The sequence below is a fragment of the Actinoallomurus soli genome, from assembly GCF_024055715.1.
Lineage (GTDB): Bacteria > Actinomycetota > Actinomycetes > Streptosporangiales > Streptosporangiaceae > Actinoallomurus > Actinoallomurus soli.
This window is the reverse complement of the sequence record NZ_JAMXMV010000010.1, coordinates 125,989-141,541: the sequence shown is the minus strand read 5'-3', so window position 1 is coordinate 141,541 and position 15,553 is coordinate 125,989. Positions and strand designations below refer to the sequence as shown.

The following is a 15,553-nucleotide window of genomic DNA, read 5'->3' as shown; positions in this document are numbered from 1 at the left end:
CGCCAGGAGCGAGGAGAGATAGTGAAGCCTGAGATCCACCCCGAATACGTCGTCACCACCGTGACGTGCACGTGCGGGAACACCTTCCAGACCCGCAGCACCGCGCAGAACGGCGTCATCCACGCCGACGTGTGCTCGAGCTGCCACCCGTTCTACACGGGCAAGCAGAAGATCCTCGACACCGGTGGTCGTGTCGCGCGCTTCGAGAAGCGCTTCGGCAAGAAGGCCGCGGGCGGCGCCAAGAAGTAGGTCAGATCGTCGCGCCGGCCGGAGGCACGCTGCTCCGGCCGGCGTTCCGCCTGTCCGCCCACACATCCGGCCGACCGAGGACCTGACGTGAATCTCGACGATCTCGTCGGCGAGTACGCCGACATCGAAACGCGGCTCGCCGATCCGGCCGTGCACGCCGACCAGGCGACGGCGCGGAAGCTCGGCAAGCGCTACGCCGAGCTGCGGCCGATCGTCGAGACCGCCCGCGACCTGCGGGCCGCCCAGGACGACGCGGCCGCCGCCCGCGAGCTGGCCGCCGAGGACCCGGCCTTCGCCCAGGAGGCGGCCGACCTCGACGAGCGCATCGACGAGCTCGAGGAGACGCTGCGGCGCCTGCTCGTGCCGCGCGACCCCAACGACGACAAGGACGTCATCCTCGAGATCAAGGCGGGGGAGGGCGGCGAGGAGTCCGCGCTCTTCGCCGGCGACCTGCTCCGGATGTACCTCCGCTACGCCGAGCGCGCCGGCTGGAAGACCGAGATCATCGACGCCCAGCACTCCGACCTCGGCGGCTACAAGGACGTCACGGTCGCCGTGAAGGCCCGGGGCACCGAGGACGGCGTCTGGGCCCGCCTGAAGTACGAGGGCGGTGTCCACCGCGTCCAGCGCGTCCCCGCCACCGAGTCGCAGGGCCGCATCCACACCAGCGCCGCCGGCGTGTTCGTCATGCCCGAGGCCGAGGACATCGACGTCCAGATCGACCCGAACGACCTGCGCATCGACGTCTTCCGCTCCAGCGGCCCCGGCGGCCAGAGCGTCAACACGACCGACTCCGCCGTCCGGATCACCCACCTGCCCACCGGCATCGTCGTGTCCTGCCAGAACGAGAAGAGCCAGCTCCAGAACAAGGAGCAGGCGATGCGCATCCTGCGCGCCCGGATGCTGGCGGTCGCCCAGGAGGAGGCCGAGGCCGCCGCGTCGGCCGAGCGCAAGAGCCAGGTGCGCACCGTCGACCGTTCCGAGCGGGTTCGCACCTACAACTTTCCGGAGAATCGCATCTCCGACCACCGCGTGGGCTACAAGGCATATAACCTCGACCAGGTACTCGACGGAGACCTGCACAACGTCACGCAGGCCCTCGTCGACGCCGACATGGAGCAAAGACTCGCCGAAGCCACATGACCCACCTGCTGTCCGACGAGATCGCCCGTGCGACGGCACGCCTTGCCGCCGCCGGGATTCCGTCACCGCGCGCCGACGCCGAAGAGCTCGCGGCATTCGTGCACGGCGTCAAGCGCGCCGAGCTGCACACCGTGCCCGACGCGGCCTTCGACGCGCGCTTCTGGGAGGGCATCGCGCGGCGTGAGGCGGGCGAGCCGCTGCAGCACATCACGGGCCGGGCGTTCTTCCGCTACCTCGAGCTGAAGGTGGGGCCGGGCGTGTTCGTCCCCCGCCCGGAGACCGAGGTCCTCGCGGGCTGGGCCATCGACACCCTCCACAAGATGGACGTCGGCGACCCTCTCGTCGTCGACCTCGGCACCGGTTCGGCCGCGATCGCGCTGTCCATCGCCCAGGAGGTCCCCCGCGCCCGCGTCCACGGCGTGGAGAAGGATCCCAAGGCGTACGTCCACGCCACCCGCAACGTCGAGGACCTCGACGAACGCGGCCGCGTCCGCCTCCACCTCGGCGACTTCGCCGACGCGCTGCGCGAGTTCGACGGCGCGGTCGACCTGGTCGTGAGCAACCCGCCGTACATCCCCATGTCGGAGTGGGAGTACGTCCCGGAGGACGTCCGCGACTTCGACCCGGCCGCGGCCCTGTGGGGCGGGGGAGACGACGGCCTCGACGCCATCCGCGTCGTCGAGCGCACCGCCCGGCGCCTCCTGCGCCCCGGCGGCTGGGTCGCCGTCGAGCACAGCGACCTCCAGGGCCACCCGGTCTACTGGATCTTCGCCGAAGAACACGGCTGGCGCGACGTCCGCAACCACAAGGACCTCACCGGCCGCGACCGCTTCGTCACCGCCCGCCTCGGCACCGACTGACGAGTTCCACCTCGCAGGGCTTCGTGAAGCGGGGGAGCCGGTGCCGGACCCGTCGACGGTCAGAGTGGCGTTGATCGAGGCCGCCTGAGTGCGGCCGAGCGACCCGCAGCCGGAACGGATGATCCCGCTCCGGGCCGCTGCGGGGCGGTGGAAGAATGGCGGGCGTGAGCCGACGATACGACTGTTCGGACCCGCTGGAGCGGACGAAGGGGATCGCGGACGCCGTCTCGGCGGTCCGCCGTGGTGAGCTGGTGGTCCTGCCCACCGACACGGTGTACGGGATCGGCGCGGACGCGTTCACGCCGAGCGCGGTGACCGCGCTGCTCGACGCCAAGGGCCGCGGCCGCGACATACCCTCGCCCGTCCTCGTCGGATCGGTACGGGCGGCGCAGGCGCTGGTCGACGACCTCGGCACGTACGGCCAGGACCTCATCGACGAGTTCTGGCCCGGCGCGCTGACGATCGTGTGCCGCGCCAACACCACCCTCGCCTGGGACCTCGGTGACAGCAAGGGCACCGTCGCGATCCGGATGCCACTGCACCAACTCGCGCTGGAGCTGCTGAAGGAGACCGGCCCGATGGCGGTCAGCAGTGCCAACCGGTCCGGCGCCGCCCCGTCGCGCACGGCCGAGCAGGCGGAGACGCAGCTGGGCGACTCGGTCTCGGTCTATCTGGACGACGGTCCGAGCGGCGACGACATGCCGTCGTCGATCGTCGACCTGACGGGCGCGGTCCCGCGCCTGCTCCGCGCGGGCGCCATCCCCGAGGAGCGTCTTCGCGAGGTCTGCGGCGTCCTCCTCAGCGACGAGGACGACCCGGCCCCGGAGCCGCCGGCCGAGCCGGCCGAGGACCAGAAGGACATCGCGAAGGCCGCTGAGAGCCCGCAGAACGGCCGCCCGCCGGAGGCCGAGCCGCAGGCGAAGGCGCCGGCTTCTGCGGAGCGCACGGACACTGAGAAGGACGCCCCGCCCGCCGACCGCTGACGCCGCCCGCATCTCAGGTCGCCATGCGCTTTCGCCATTCGCTGAGCTTTGCGCCCGAGGGTTTGCGTTGTTGTGGCGATGAGAACCCTCGGCGCCAGTGTTCCGGATGGTGGCCTGGTAGCCGTCGCGGGCAAGATCCGAAGCGACGTGCTGGGGAAAGCGCCATCAGCGATGCGCGGTCGGCACTACCGACACGAGGTGAGCGCCGCAGCGAAGCCTGTGGTCGACGCTCGTTCGGTGCGAGACGTGCGAATCGCGAGGGTACGCGCGGCGCGTACCGTCGAATGCGGGGAGAAGCACGGCCTGCGGTGACGATCTGTGGTCTTTGGTCCGTCCTCGACCCGCAATCGCCGAGCATTCCGTCCGCCCTGGGACAGGCCCGAGACATAGGCGCACCCGCCTGGCGGCGGACGGGACGACGTCAGTAGTGCTGGCGCCAGGCACCGCACTTCCTGGTCGTGAACTTGCCCTTCTTCCAGGTGCCCCGGCACTCCTGGACGTACATGTGCTTGATCCGGGTGGACGTGACGGTCTGCCACTTGTCCTGGAGCCGGTCGCCCGTGAGCGCGACGACCCGTACGTCGTCCTTCTGCTTCTTCGTACCGGTGAAGGTGAAGCGGAGCGCGGCGCTGTAGCCGTCCTTCTCCGTGTCCTTGAGGTCGAAGGTCAGCGTCACCTTGGAGGCCTCGGTGTTGTAGAACCCGTAGGCATCGACGCCGGACAGGCCAACGGTGCGCCAAAAGCCGACCGCCGCGTCCGCCGGCGTCGTGGTCAGCGAAAAGGTCGTGATCAGGACGCCGGCTGCGAGGGTCACCATCGCGATTCGCCGCATTGATCCCTCCAGGATCGCTTGGGCGGTACGAGTGATGATCTTAGCAGTTTGACTGCTTTGCTCCAGATAAAGAAGAAGAGCCCTGGCGCGCCCCAGGGCTCTTCCCGTCAGCTCAGTGTCAAGCGACTACCGACTCAGGCGGAGATCTTCTTCCACTTGCCGGCCTTCTTGACGTCGAAGCTCACGCCATCCTTGTTGCGGTTGCCCAGCACCTCGCGGATGTAGACGGTCTTCGCGCCGGTGCTGCCGCCCACCGAGAAGGTCTTCTTGCCCTTCTTCGGGGTGAAGACCTGCGGGTACTTGTAACCCGGCAGCCCCTTGATCTCGATGCCGGCCGACCTGCCGTCGGCCTTGGTGTCCTTGCCGTAGACGTACAGCACGACCTTGCCGCCGGACGTGCCGTACTTCCCGTAGGTGTACACACCGGCGATGTCGTAGGCCCCGGTCCAGCGGGTGTAGCCCTTGTGCTTCGAGCCACCGATCTGCCAGTAGTGGTACTTGATGGACGCCTCGGCGCTGACGCCGGACTGCAGGCTCTTGCCGATGACGGCCTTGGTGTCCGCGCTTGCGGCGCTGGCGGGTGCCGCCATCAGACTGATGGCAGCTGCGGCTGCGACGGCCCCCGTGGCGACAAGAGTCGCGAAACGACGCATTGATCCTCCGTGTTCGGAGTTGGAATGAACGGTCATGGACCGTAGCACTTCCGAAGATTCCGTTGTGGCGGTTTTTCGGGTGATTTTTGGCCGCCAAAGGACGGGAACCGATGGGTGGCTACCAGCATCTAACGGACAGGCGGGAGGTGTGCCCTGATGTCGGCGGCGAAGAATGTCGGGGGCGGGGTCCAGGGTCCTTCTTTCCTGCATTCAGGCCGCCGGTGACGCGCCGGGAGCCGAACCTTCGCGGGGTGTCGAGCGTCTGACCTGAGCAGGAGACATCGCCGCGGTGGGGCGATGATCGTAGCGGCACCGAAGAGGGGCGTGTCCGGGCGATGGGGCGGCGCGGCCGGGCATGTGATCATCGGCACACTCGCGGACGCCGGCACCGTCCACTGCCACCGCGGCCTGCACAGGACCATTCGATCGAGTCTCGCCCCGGACCGCCGGAGTGACCATCGCCGCTTGGTCATCGGGAATAGAGTTGGGTCCCGCACGGCGGGCTCGGCGGACGGTGGAGGGAGGCTGGCGGTGCGGGAGTACATCCTCACGTTCTTGACGGCGTCGATCGTCACCTACCTTCTCGTCCCCCTGGTGCGGAAGTTCGCGATCGCCTTCAAGGCGATGACGCCGGTCCGCGACCGTGACGTGCACGCCATCCCCACGCCGCGGATCGGCGGCCTGGCGATGTTCTTCGGGATGTGCGCCGCGCTGCTGATGGCCTCACGGCTGCCGCACATGCGCGACGTCTTCACCGAGAGTCCCACGTGGGTGGGGCTGCTGTCGGCCGGTGGCCTGCTGGTCGTGGTGGGCATCGCCGACGACCGCTGGGAGATCGACGCGCTGACCAAGATGGCCGGTCAGGTCGCGGCGGCCGGGCTGCTCATCATGAACGGCGTCCAGCTGCTGTGGATCCCGCTGCCCGGGGCGACCCTGGCGCTGCCGCCGTCGTACGGCGTGCCGGTCACGATTCTCCTGGTGGTCGCGACCATCAACGCGGTCAACTTCATCGACGGGCTCGACGGGCTGGCCGCCGGCATCGTGGGCATCTCGGCGCTGGCCTTCTTCGTGTACGCCTACCTGGTCACGGTCGTCGCGCACCTCGACCACCAGAGCGCCCCGGCGCTGATCGCGGCCGTGCTGACCGGCATGTGCGTCGGATTCCTCCCGCACAACTTCAGCCCGGCGCGGATCTTCATGGGCGACACGGGGTCCATGCTGATCGGGCTGCTGCTGGCCACGTCCATGATCACTGTCTCGGGCTTCGACCCGGCGGCCCTCAAGGGCTCCATCAACCGGTTCCCGACGCTGCTGCCGCTGCTGCCGGTGGCGATCCTGGTCGTTCCCTACGCCGACATGCTGATGGCGGTGGTCCGCCGGACGTACGGCGGACGGTCGCCGTTCGCACCGGACAAGAAGCACATGCACCACCGGCTGCTGAACCTCGGCCACTCGCATCGGGGGGCCGCGCTGGTGATGTACCTGTGGACGGCGTTGTTCTCCTTCGGGGTGGTCGCGCTGTCGGCGGCGAAGTCGCCGCTGCTCGTCTTGGCCGCCGCGAGCGTGGTCGCGATCGCCGCGCTGGTCGTGATGGCGTTTCCGCAGCTGCGACCGCACGGACGGCGACACCGGACGGGTGAGGAGACCCCCTCGGACAAGCGTCCTCGGCAGGCCGCGTGAGCTGCGGGTTTTACCATTACTTGGTAGGTCATTCCGAGCAGTGAGAAGCTTGTGATACCTTTCACGAGCGGGCAACCGAACACCCACCGTGAACACTCGGAGCACTCATGCACTCCAACGACGCCCGGATCCTCCGCGGCGCCGCGATCCCGACCGGGCTCGTCGGCCTGGTGGCGATCATCGTCGGCCTGCTCTTCGCGGGCGGCAAGGGAGCCCTGGGCTCCGCGCTCGGGACCGTCGTGGTGCTTGCATTCTTCACCCTCGGGGTGGTCGTCGTCAGCTATGTCACGAAAATTTCTGAACAGATGGTCCTGATGGCCGGCCTGCTCAGCTTCCTCGTGAAATTCGTCGTCGTGTTGGGCCTCGTCGTCGCGTTCAAAGGCGTGACGATCTGGGATTCTCGTGCCTTCGGCTGGACGGTGATCGCCCTGACCATCGTCTGGCTGGCCGCCGAGACCAACGCGACCCTCAACGCGAAGACCCCGTATGTGAACTCTGCCCCCCGGGCGCAGGAGCAGGACAAGCAGGGCGCATGATGACAATGGACTACTCCAATATGACTACGCGGGAGGTGGCCTGCTATCGTCCGAGACGCGATGACCGGGGATGGGCGTCAGCCCAGCGAAGCAGAGAACCGCAAGTTCGCCAACGACATGTCGGCGGCACCCGCCACCCTGCTGGGAGGCATGCTCGTCTACGGCGGGGCGGGATGGCTGCTCGCGCGCTGGCTCCACGTCCCGGCCCTGCTCCCCATTGGGCTGGTGTTCGGCCTTGTCTTCGCGAGCTACCTGGTCTACGCCCGCTACGGCCGCTGAATAAGGCCTGCGGAGCCGTAGCCCACCGAGACGACAGCAAGGTTGCCGCCTTGATGAGCTACGACTGCGAAAGGATCGCCGGGTGAGTGCGCCGCACCTCCTCGCCAAGGACTTCGAGGCTCCGGGTCTCGGTCTGTTCGAGTGGAAGCCCCTGTTCCACATCGGCTCGTTCGCCGTGGCGAAGCCGATCGTCCTGTGCCTGATCGTGATGATCGTCGTCGTGGCCTTCTTCTGGGCCGCGTTCGCCAAGCCGAAGCTCGTGCCCCGCGGCGCGCAGAACCTCGGCGAGGTCCTGTACATGTTCGTGCGCGACGAGATCGCGCGGCCGTTCCTGGGCAAGGACGCGGAGAAGTGGATGCGCCTGCTGGTGCCGCTCTTCTTCTTCGTGTGGCTCGGCAACATCATGTCGGTGATCCCGTTCGCGCAGTTCCCGGTGAACTCCCGGATCGCCTTCCCGGCCGTGCTCGCCGCGCTGGTCTACATCACCTTCTGGGTCGTCGGCGTCAAGCACCAGGGCTTCTTCGGCCTGCTGAAGAACGCGACCATGCCGCCGGACCTGCCGAAGCCGCTGTACGTCCTCGTCATCCCGATCGAGTTCGCCTCGACCTTCCTGCTGAGGCCGTTCACGCACGCGGTGCGGCTCTTCGCGAACATGTTCGCCGGTCACCTTCTCGTCGCGCTGTTCGCGACGGTGGGCTTCCACTTCCTCTTCGAGAAGCTGACCCCGCTCGGCGCTCCCGTCGGCGTCCTCGGCGTCATACTGACCATCGCGATGACGGCCTTCGAGCTGTTCGTCCAGGCCGTGCAGGCCTACGTCTTCGCGCTGCTGGCCGCGTTCTACATCAGCGCCGGCCTGTACGCGGACCACTGATCCTCGACCGGTTCAACCCCAGAACCTGACCGGCGGGACTTCCGCCGGCCGACTGAAAAGGAAACGGAATGTCGCAGATCCTCGCCGCCGCCGCCGACATCAACCCCGGCCTCAAGTCGATCGGGTACGGCCTCTCGGCCATCGGCCCGGGCATCGGTGTGGGTGTCGTCTTCGGCCAGGGCGTGCAGGCCATGGCCCGCCAGCCCGAGATGACGGGCGTCATCCGCCAGAACATGATCCTGGGCTTCGCCTTCTCCGAGGCGCTCGCCCTGATCGGTCTGGTCATGCCGTTCGTCTACCACTGATCTGAAATCCTGACGGAAGGCTGTGCACGCCATGTTCCTGGCGCAACACGTCGCGGGGCCGCTGGCCGCGGAGAACCAGAATCCGAACCCTCTGCTGCCCGACGCGGCGGAGATGGTCGTCGGCATCTTCGCGTTCCTTGTCGTGCTGTTCTTCCTCGGCAAGATCCTCATCCCGCGCATCCAGAAGGCGCTCGAGGAGCGCACTGACGCGATCGAGGGCGGGATCAAGCGGGCCGAGGAGGCGCAGGCCGAGGCTCAGCGGACGCTCGAGCAGTACCAGACGCAGCTGGCCGAGGCCCGGCAGGAGGCCGCACGGATCCGCGAAGAGGCGCGCGAGCAGGGTGCGCAGATCATCGCGGAGCTGCGCGACCAGGCGCAGGCTGAGGCACAGCGGCTCGTCGACCAGGCGCACACCCAGATCGACGCCGACCGGCAGCTCGCGTTCACCCAGCTCCGTACGGAGATCGGGGAGCTCGCGATCGAGCTGGCCGGCCGCATCGTCGGCGAGTCCCTGGAGGACGAGGCCCGGCGTCGCGGCACCGTCGACCGGTTCCTCGACGAGCTCGAGGACCGTGCGCGGGCGGGGGCGTAACGAATGATCGGAGCGGCGAGCCGACGAGTGAGCGGAGTGGTCGGCGCCTTCGACGCGAAGCGTCCCGCGCCGGCCGCGAAGCGAACGAGGAGGGGAGCGCGACCATGATAGGCGCGAGCAGGGCCTCGTTCGTCGAGGCCAGGGAGCGGCTCGAGGCCGCCCTGTCCGCCACGCGTGACGCGGCGGCGTTCGGCGGTGAGCTGTTCGCCGTGGTGCACCTGCTCGACCGGGAGCACGTGCTGCGCCGGGCCCTGTCGGACCCGGCCCAGCCGGCCGACCGGCGGGCGGGGCTGGCCACGGCCGTGCTCGACGGCAACGTCACGCCGGCGGTCCGCGACTTCGTCGGCGACGTCGTGCGGCAGCGGTGGGCGCGGTCCACCGAGCTGACCGACGCGCTCGAGGAGCTCGGCGTGACCGCCATCGCGGCCGCCGCGGAGGCGCAGGGGCGGATCGACGACGTGGAGGACGAGCTCTTCCGCTTCGGCCGGATCGTCGAGGCGCAGCCGGAGCTGCGGGGCGCGCTGGTGGACCGGCGGGTGCCGGGCGAGCGCAAGGTCGAGCTGGTGACCACGCTGCTGGAGGGCAAGGCCACCGCGGCGACGTTGCAGCTGGTCAGCGAGGCCGTCGCACATCCGCGAGGACGTAGTCTGGAGCGAGCGCTCGAGAGCTACGGACGGATCGTCGCCGAGCGCCGCAACCGGCTGGTCGCGGTGGTCCGTGCGGCGGTCGAGCTGGACGAGGCGCAGAAGACGCGGCTGACGGCCGCGCTGTCCGCGCAGTACGGCCGCGACGTTCACCTGAACATCGAGGTCGACCCCTCCGTCCTGGGTGGTATTTCCGTCCAGATCGGGGACGAGGAAATCGACGGCACCATCGCTCGCCGGCTGGAAGACGTCCGCCGGCGAATCGAACGGGCGAGCTGAACCAAGCATCGGACTCACGGAGAGAGACGAAGAAGACATGGCGGAGCTGACGATCCGGCCGGAGGAGATCCGGGGCGCGCTCGAGCGCTTCGTCCAGGCCTACGAGCCGGAGACCGCCGCGCGCGAGGAGGTCGGGACCGTCGTCGAGTGCTTCGACGGCATCGCCTTCGTCGAGGGCCTGCCCTCGGCCATGGCGAACGAGCTCCTTGAGTTCGAGGACGGCACGCGCGGCATCGCGCTGAACCTTGACGTTCGGCAGATCGGTGTCGTCATCCTGGGCGACTTCTCCAAGATCGAAGAGGGCCAGCAGGTCAAGCGGACCGGCGAGGTGCTGTCGGTCCCGATCGGCGACGGCTACCTCGGCCGCGTCGTGGACTCGCTGGGGAACCCGATCGACGGCAAGGGCGCGATCGAGACGACCGGCCGTCGCGAGCTGGAGCTGCAGGCGCCGGGCGTCATGCAGCGGCAGCCGGTGGGCGAGCCGCTGCAGACCGGCATCAAGGCGATCGACGCGCTGACCCCGATCGGCCGTGGTCAGCGGCAGCTGATCATCGGTGACCGGCAGACCGGCAAGACCACCGTCGCGATCGACACGATCCTGAACCAGAAGCAGGCGTGGGAGAGCGGCGACCCGAACAAGCAGGTCCGCTGCATCTACGTCGCGGTCGGCCAGAAGGGCTCGACGATCGCGCAGGTGCGGGCCACGCTCGAGGCGGCCGGCGCCCTGGAGTACACCACGATCGTGGCGGCTCCGGCGTCCGAGCCCGCGGGCTACAAGTACATCGCCCCCTACACCGGTTCGGCCATCGGCCAGCACTGGATGTACGAGGGCAAGCACGTGCTGATCGTGTTCGACGACCTGTCCAAGCAGGCCGAGTCGTACCGCGCGATCTCGCTGCTGCTGCGCCGCCCGCCGGGCCGTGAGGCCTACCCCGGCGACGTGTTCTACCTGCACTCGCGGCTGCTGGAGCGGTGCGCGAAGCTGTCGGACGACATGGGTGCCGGCTCGATGACGGGTCTGCCGATCATCGAGACCAAGGGCAACGACGTCTCGGCGTACATCCCGACCAACGTCATCTCGATCACCGACGGCCAGGTCTTCCTCGAGACCGACCTGTTCAACCAGGGTGTCCGGCCGGCCATCAACGTCGGTATCTCGGTGTCCCGCGTCGGCGGCGCCGCGATGACCAAGGCGATGCGCAAGGCGACGAGCAACCTGAAGCTGTTCCTGTCGCAGTTCCGCGACCTGGAGGCGTTCGCCGCGTTCGCGTCCGACCTGGACGCCGCGTCGCGCGCCCAGCTGGACCGCGGCGCCCGCCTGGTCGAGCTGCTCAAGCAGCCGCAGAACAACCCGTTCCCGATGGAGCAGCAGGTCGTCTCCATCTGGGCGGGCACGAACGGCGAGCTCGACGACGTGCCGATCGAGGACATCCGCCGGTTCGAGGCCGAGCTGCTCGACTACGTCAAGCGCAACCAGCCGGGTCTGCTGGACGGCATCCGGGAGACCGGCCAGTTCGGCGACGACGCCCAGGCGACCCTGAAGGACGCCATCGCGGAGTTCAAGAAGGGCTTCGAGACGACGAACCACGGCCTGCTGGTCCAGGAGCAGCCGGTCGAGGCCATCGCCGAGGGTGACGTCGAGCAGGAGAAGATCACCCGCGTAAGGAAGAAGTAAGGCATGGGTGCCCAGCTTCGGACGATCCGGCGCCGCATCGCCACGACGAGGTCGATGGCGAAGATCACGCGTGCGCAGGAGCTCATCGCCTCGTCGCGGATCGTCAAGGCACAGCAGCGGGTGCGGGAGTCGGGGCCGTACGCCCGGCAGATCACGCGCGCCATCTCCGCGCTGGTCAGCCACAACGTCGGTGTCGGCCACCCGCTGCTGACCGAGCGGAGCGACAGCAAGCGCGCCGCCGTGCTGATCATCACGAGCGACCGCGGATTCGCGGGCGGCTACAACGCCAACGTCATTCGTGAGGCCGAAGGGCTGATGACGATGCTGCGGGAGCAGGGCAAGGAGCCCGTCCCGTACATCGTCGGGCGCAAGGGCGTCGGCTGGTACCGCTTCCGCGAGCGCGAGTTCGCCGAGGAGTGGACCGGTTTCAGCGACAACCCGCGGTTCGAGAACGCCGAGGCGATCGGCCGCACCCTCGTCCGGGAGTTCGAGAAGCCCGCGGACGAGGGCGGCGTCGCCGAGATCCATGTCGTCTACACCGAGTTCGTGTCGATGCTGACGCAGACGGCGCAGGTCCGCCGGCTGCTGCCGCTGGAGATCGAGGAGTCCGAGCAGGCCCCGGAGGAGCAGACCCAGGGCGTGCTGCCGGCGTACGAGTTCGAGCCCTCCGCGGAGGCCGTGCTCGACGCCCTCCTGCCGAACTACATCGAGAGCCGGATCTGGCACATGCTGCTCCAGGCGGCCGCCTCCGAGCACGCACAGCGGCGGCGGGCGATGAAGTCGGCGACCGACAACGCCAACGATGTGATCGAGAACCTGACGCGTGTTGCGAACCAGGCCCGTCAGGCCGAGATCACGCAGGAAATCAGCGAGATCGTCGGTGGCGCGAACGCGCTCGCCGAGAGCTCCGCGGGGAGTGAGTGAGAGTCACCATGACTGCTTCGGTAGAAACAGCCACGGCGACGGGCCGGGTCGCCCGCGTCACCGGCGCCGTCATCGACGTGGAGTTCTCCGTCGACACGATGCCGGACATCTACAACGCGCTGCAGATCGAGGTCACGATCGGTGGTGAGACCCGGACGCTGACCCTGGAGGTCGCCCAGCACATCGGCGACAACATGGTCCGCGCCATCTCGCTGCAGCCCACCGACGGCGTCGTCCGCGGCGCGCCGGTGGTCGACACGGGCGCCCCGATCTCGGTGCCGGTCGGCGACGGCGTCAAGGGCCACGTCTTCAACACCATCGGCGAGTCCCTCGACGTCCCGACCTCGTCGCTGGAGGTCACCGAGCGCTGGCCGATCCACCGGCACGCGCCGGCGTTCGACCAGCTCGAGAGCAAGACCGAGATCCTCGAGACCGGCATCAAGGTCATCGACCTGCTCACCCCGTACGTCAAGGGCGGCAAGATCGGCCTGTTCGGCGGCGCCGGTGTGGGCAAGACGGTGCTCATCCAGGAGATGATCACCCGTGTCGCCCGCAACCACCGTGGTACCTCGGTGTTCGCGGGCGTCGGTGAGCGTACCCGTGAGGGCACCGACCTGCTGCTGGAGATGAAGGAGGCCGACGTCCTCAAGGACACGGCGCTCGTCTTCGGCCAGATGGACGAGCCGCCGGGCACCCGTCTGCGGGTGGCCCTGTCCGCGCTGACCATGGCGGAGTACTTCCGCGATGTGCAGAACCAGGACGTGCTGCTGTTCATCGACAACATCTTCCGGTTCACCCAGGCGGGTTCGGAGGTCTCCACGCTGCTCGGCCGTATGCCGTCCGCCGTGGGTTACCAGCCGACCCTCGCCGACGAGATGGGCGAGCTGCAGGAGCGGATCACCTCGACCCGCGGCCACTCGATCACCTCGATGCAGGCGATCTACGTGCCCGCGGACGACATCACCGACCCCGCCCCGCACACCACGTTCGCGCACCTCGACGCCACCACGGTGCTCTCCCGTGCGATCACGGAGAAGGGCATCTACCCGGCGGTGGACCCGCTCGACTCGACGTCGCGCATCATGGACCCGGTCATCCTCGGCCGGGAGCACTACGAGACCGCCCAGCACGTGAAGCAGATCCTGCAGCGCTACAAGGAGCTGCAGGACATCATCTCCCTCCTGGGCATCGACGAGCTCTCCGAAGAGGACAAGGTCACGGTCGAGCGCGCCCGCCGCATCGAGCGCTTCCTGTCGCACCCGATGTACATGGCCGAGGCCTTCACGGGCCAGCCGGGTGAGAACGTCTCGCTGAGCGACACGGTCGCGTCCTTCAAGGCCATCGCCGAGGGTAAGTACGACCACCTCCCTGAGCAGGCGTTCTTCATGGTCGGTGGCATCGAGCAGGCCGAGAAGAAGGCCCAGGAGCTGCAGAAGTAACGCCTCGCGCGTTCGGAGGAGAGCAAGTGGCAAAGCTGCACGTCGAGCTCGTCTCACCGGAGCGTGAGATCTGGGCCGGCGAAGCCGATATGGTCGTTGCCAAGACCATCGAGGGTGAGATGGGCATCATGCCCGGTCACGCGCCGGTCCTGGGCCTGCTGGTGGACGGCAGTGTCGTGCGGATCAAGCCCGCCGACGAGTCGGAGACCATCTCCGCGATGGTCTCCGGCGGGTTCTTCTCGGTAGCCTCCGACGAGGTGTCGGTGCTCGCCGAGTACGCCGAGCTGGGCGGTGAGATCGACCTCGAGGCCGCCCGCGCGGAGTACGAGCGGGTCTCCGGCCTGGAGGGCGAGGAGGCCGCGGTCGCGCAACGGCGGGCCCGGGCGCGCCTGCGGGCGGCCGGCCAGGAGATCTGACCGTCTAAGGACTCGTGGGGGAAGTAGGGGGGAGTTGGGCGAGTACCTGGCTTGGGACATCGGCGGGTTGCTCGCTGTCGTCCTGGTGGCGGTGCTCGCCGCGTTCGCCCTCCTGTCGCTGCGGCGTTGGCTGCTCGAACGCCGCGGCGGCACGGTGGAGTGCAGCCTCCGCGACCCCCACGGCCGTGGCGTATGGCGGCTCGGCATCGGCCGGTACAACGGTGACGAGCTGCTCTGGTTCGCGATTTTCGGCATTCGGCTGAGGCCCCGGCGGGTCGTATCCCGCCGGGGCCTCGTCGTATCCGGGCGCCGTAAGCCGGAGGCCGAGGAGGAGGCCGCGCTGCAGCCGGACGCCGGCATCCTCGAGATTCAGGACGGTGAGGGCACCGTCGAGCTGGCGATGAGCGGAGCGGCGCTGACCGGCTTCCTCGCCTGGCTCGAGGCCGCCCCGCCGGGCTCACCGATCGCCTGACGCCAGAAGGCCTCGGGCGTTCCGCCGGCCGCCTGACGCAAGGCGCCCCCGCCGGGCCCGCCGATCGCCTGACGTCCGGCGCCCGGCGCCGGATCGTACGGCGGGCGAACCGTCACTTTGGGCTCAGCGCTCGCCGCCCGGCTTCCACAGCACGTCGCCGCGGTCGCCGTTCGCCTTGCGGGCGAGGATGAACAGCAGGTCGGACAGGCGGTTGAGGTACTGCGCGGTCAGCGGGTTCATGTCCTCGTGGACCGTCAGCGCCGCCCAGGTGGTCCGCTCGGCGCGCCGGGCGACCGTACGGGCGACGTGCAGCAGCGCCGCTCCGGGTGTTCCGCCGGGCAGGATGAAGCTGCGCAGTGTGGCCAGGTCGGCGTTGTGCTCGTCGCACGCGGCCTCCAGCCGGGTGATGTAGTCCTCGGTGACCCGCAGCGGCGGGAACTTCGGCTCCGCGACGACCGGCGTGCTCAGGTCCGCGCCGACGTCGAACAGGTCGTTCTGGACCCGGGTGAGCAGCGCGGCGATGTCCTCGGGCAGGTCGCCCATGGCGAGCGCGACGCCGATCGCGCTGTTGGCCTCGTCCACGTCGGCGTACGCCGCCAGCCGGGGGTCGGTCTTGGCCGTACGGCTCATGTCGCCGAGGTTGGTCGTGCCGTCGTCCCCGGTCCGCGTGTAGATCTTCGACAGGACGACGGGCTGGTCGTCACGCTCTTTCGCCATGCCC

At 68.8% G+C, this 15,553-nt stretch carries 19 protein-coding genes; 16 read left to right on the top strand and 3 right to left on the bottom strand.

Features of this window, described 5'->3' with window-relative positions:
• The first annotated feature begins 21 nt into the window (after positions 1-21).
• From rpmE to NDW01_RS24605, 4 genes are all read left to right on the top strand, one after another.
• Entirely contained in the window at positions 22-249 is a 228-nt protein-coding gene (gene rpmE / locus NDW01_RS24620) for a 50S ribosomal protein L31 (protein ID WP_252823957.1), read from the top strand.
• An 87-nt stretch (positions 250-336) separates the two neighbouring features.
• Positions 337-1,392, top strand: coding sequence for a peptide chain release factor 1 (gene prfA / locus NDW01_RS24615; RefSeq protein WP_252823955.1), 1,056 nt, complete (start codon positions 337-339; stop codon positions 1,390-1,392).
• On the top strand, positions 1,389-2,252 hold the full coding sequence (gene prmC / locus NDW01_RS24610) for a peptide chain release factor N(5)-glutamine methyltransferase (RefSeq protein WP_252823953.1): 864 nt from the start codon (positions 1,389-1,391) through the stop codon (positions 2,250-2,252). The genes prfA and prmC overlap by 4 nt, the downstream gene beginning before the upstream one ends.
• Before the next feature lie 164 nt (positions 2,253-2,416).
• On the top strand, positions 2,417-3,235 hold the full coding sequence (locus NDW01_RS24605; protein WP_252823950.1) for an L-threonylcarbamoyladenylate synthase: 819 nt from the start codon (positions 2,417-2,419) through the stop codon (positions 3,233-3,235).
• A gap of 421 nt (positions 3,236-3,656) precedes the next feature.
• Here NDW01_RS24605 and NDW01_RS24600 read toward each other — a convergent pair whose 3' ends face one another.
• The gene (locus tag NDW01_RS24600) at positions 3,657-4,067 is read right to left on the bottom strand and encodes a hypothetical protein (protein WP_252823948.1); all 411 of its coding nucleotides are present in this window, start codon (positions 4,065-4,067) and stop codon (positions 3,657-3,659) included.
• 134 nt (positions 4,068-4,201) lie between these two features.
• Positions 4,202-4,657 (bottom strand): hypothetical protein, encoded by a 456-nt coding sequence (locus NDW01_RS24595; RefSeq protein ID WP_252823946.1) that lies wholly within the window; start codon positions 4,655-4,657, stop codon positions 4,202-4,204.
• Positions 4,658-5,251: 594 nt separating this feature from the next.
• Between NDW01_RS24595 and NDW01_RS24590 the strand changes: the two genes are divergently transcribed.
• From NDW01_RS24590 to NDW01_RS24535, 12 genes are all read left to right on the top strand, one after another.
• Complete coding sequence (locus NDW01_RS24590) at positions 5,252-6,400, top strand: MraY family glycosyltransferase (protein ID WP_252823944.1); 1,149 nt, start codon at positions 5,252-5,254, stop codon at positions 6,398-6,400.
• A 107-nt stretch (positions 6,401-6,507) separates the two neighbouring features.
• Positions 6,508-6,936, top strand: a complete 429-nt coding sequence (locus NDW01_RS24585) for a hypothetical protein (protein ID WP_252823941.1) — start codon at positions 6,508-6,510, stop codon at positions 6,934-6,936.
• A 60-nt stretch (positions 6,937-6,996) separates the two neighbouring features.
• The gene (locus NDW01_RS24580; RefSeq protein ID WP_252823939.1) at positions 6,997-7,215 is read left to right on the top strand and encodes a hypothetical protein; all 219 of its coding nucleotides are present in this window, start codon (positions 6,997-6,999) and stop codon (positions 7,213-7,215) included.
• Between the two features lie 82 nt (positions 7,216-7,297).
• Entirely contained in the window at positions 7,298-8,086 is a 789-nt protein-coding gene (atpB, locus tag NDW01_RS24575) for a F0F1 ATP synthase subunit A (RefSeq protein WP_252823937.1), read from the top strand.
• A gap of 68 nt (positions 8,087-8,154) precedes the next feature.
• Positions 8,155-8,391 carry an ATP synthase F0 subunit C gene (gene atpE, locus NDW01_RS24570; RefSeq protein ID WP_252823935.1) on the top strand — a complete coding sequence of 79 codons (237 nt, stop codon included), beginning with the start codon at positions 8,155-8,157 and terminating at the stop codon, positions 8,389-8,391.
• Positions 8,392-8,422: 31 nt separating this feature from the next.
• Complete coding sequence (locus NDW01_RS24565; protein ID WP_252823933.1) at positions 8,423-8,983, top strand: F0F1 ATP synthase subunit B; 561 nt, start codon at positions 8,423-8,425, stop codon at positions 8,981-8,983.
• A 104-nt stretch (positions 8,984-9,087) separates the two neighbouring features.
• Complete coding sequence (locus NDW01_RS24560) at positions 9,088-9,906, top strand: F0F1 ATP synthase subunit delta (protein WP_252823931.1); 819 nt, start codon at positions 9,088-9,090, stop codon at positions 9,904-9,906.
• Positions 9,907-9,943: 37 nt separating this feature from the next.
• On the top strand, positions 9,944-11,581 hold the full coding sequence (gene atpA / locus NDW01_RS24555; RefSeq protein ID WP_252823929.1) for a F0F1 ATP synthase subunit alpha: 1,638 nt from the start codon (positions 9,944-9,946) through the stop codon (positions 11,579-11,581).
• Between the two features lie 3 nt (positions 11,582-11,584).
• Positions 11,585-12,505, top strand: a complete 921-nt coding sequence (locus NDW01_RS24550; RefSeq protein ID WP_252823927.1) for a F0F1 ATP synthase subunit gamma — start codon at positions 11,585-11,587, stop codon at positions 12,503-12,505.
• 8 nt (positions 12,506-12,513) lie between these two features.
• Complete coding sequence (atpD, locus tag NDW01_RS24545) at positions 12,514-13,944, top strand: F0F1 ATP synthase subunit beta (RefSeq protein WP_252778884.1); 1,431 nt, start codon at positions 12,514-12,516, stop codon at positions 13,942-13,944.
• A 26-nt stretch (positions 13,945-13,970) separates the two neighbouring features.
• Positions 13,971-14,360 carry a F0F1 ATP synthase subunit epsilon gene (locus NDW01_RS24540; protein ID WP_252778885.1) on the top strand — a complete coding sequence of 130 codons (390 nt, stop codon included), beginning with the start codon at positions 13,971-13,973 and terminating at the stop codon, positions 14,358-14,360.
• 34 nt (positions 14,361-14,394) lie between these two features.
• A complete protein-coding gene (locus NDW01_RS24535) occupies positions 14,395-14,832 on the top strand; it encodes a DUF2550 domain-containing protein (protein WP_252778886.1) in 438 nt (145 codons plus the stop codon).
• A 123-nt stretch (positions 14,833-14,955) separates the two neighbouring features.
• Here NDW01_RS24535 and NDW01_RS24530 read toward each other — a convergent pair whose 3' ends face one another.
• Complete coding sequence (locus tag NDW01_RS24530; RefSeq protein ID WP_252823925.1) at positions 14,956-15,549, bottom strand: cob(I)yrinic acid a,c-diamide adenosyltransferase; 594 nt, start codon at positions 15,547-15,549, stop codon at positions 14,956-14,958.
• Positions 15,550-15,553 lie beyond the last annotated feature (4 nt).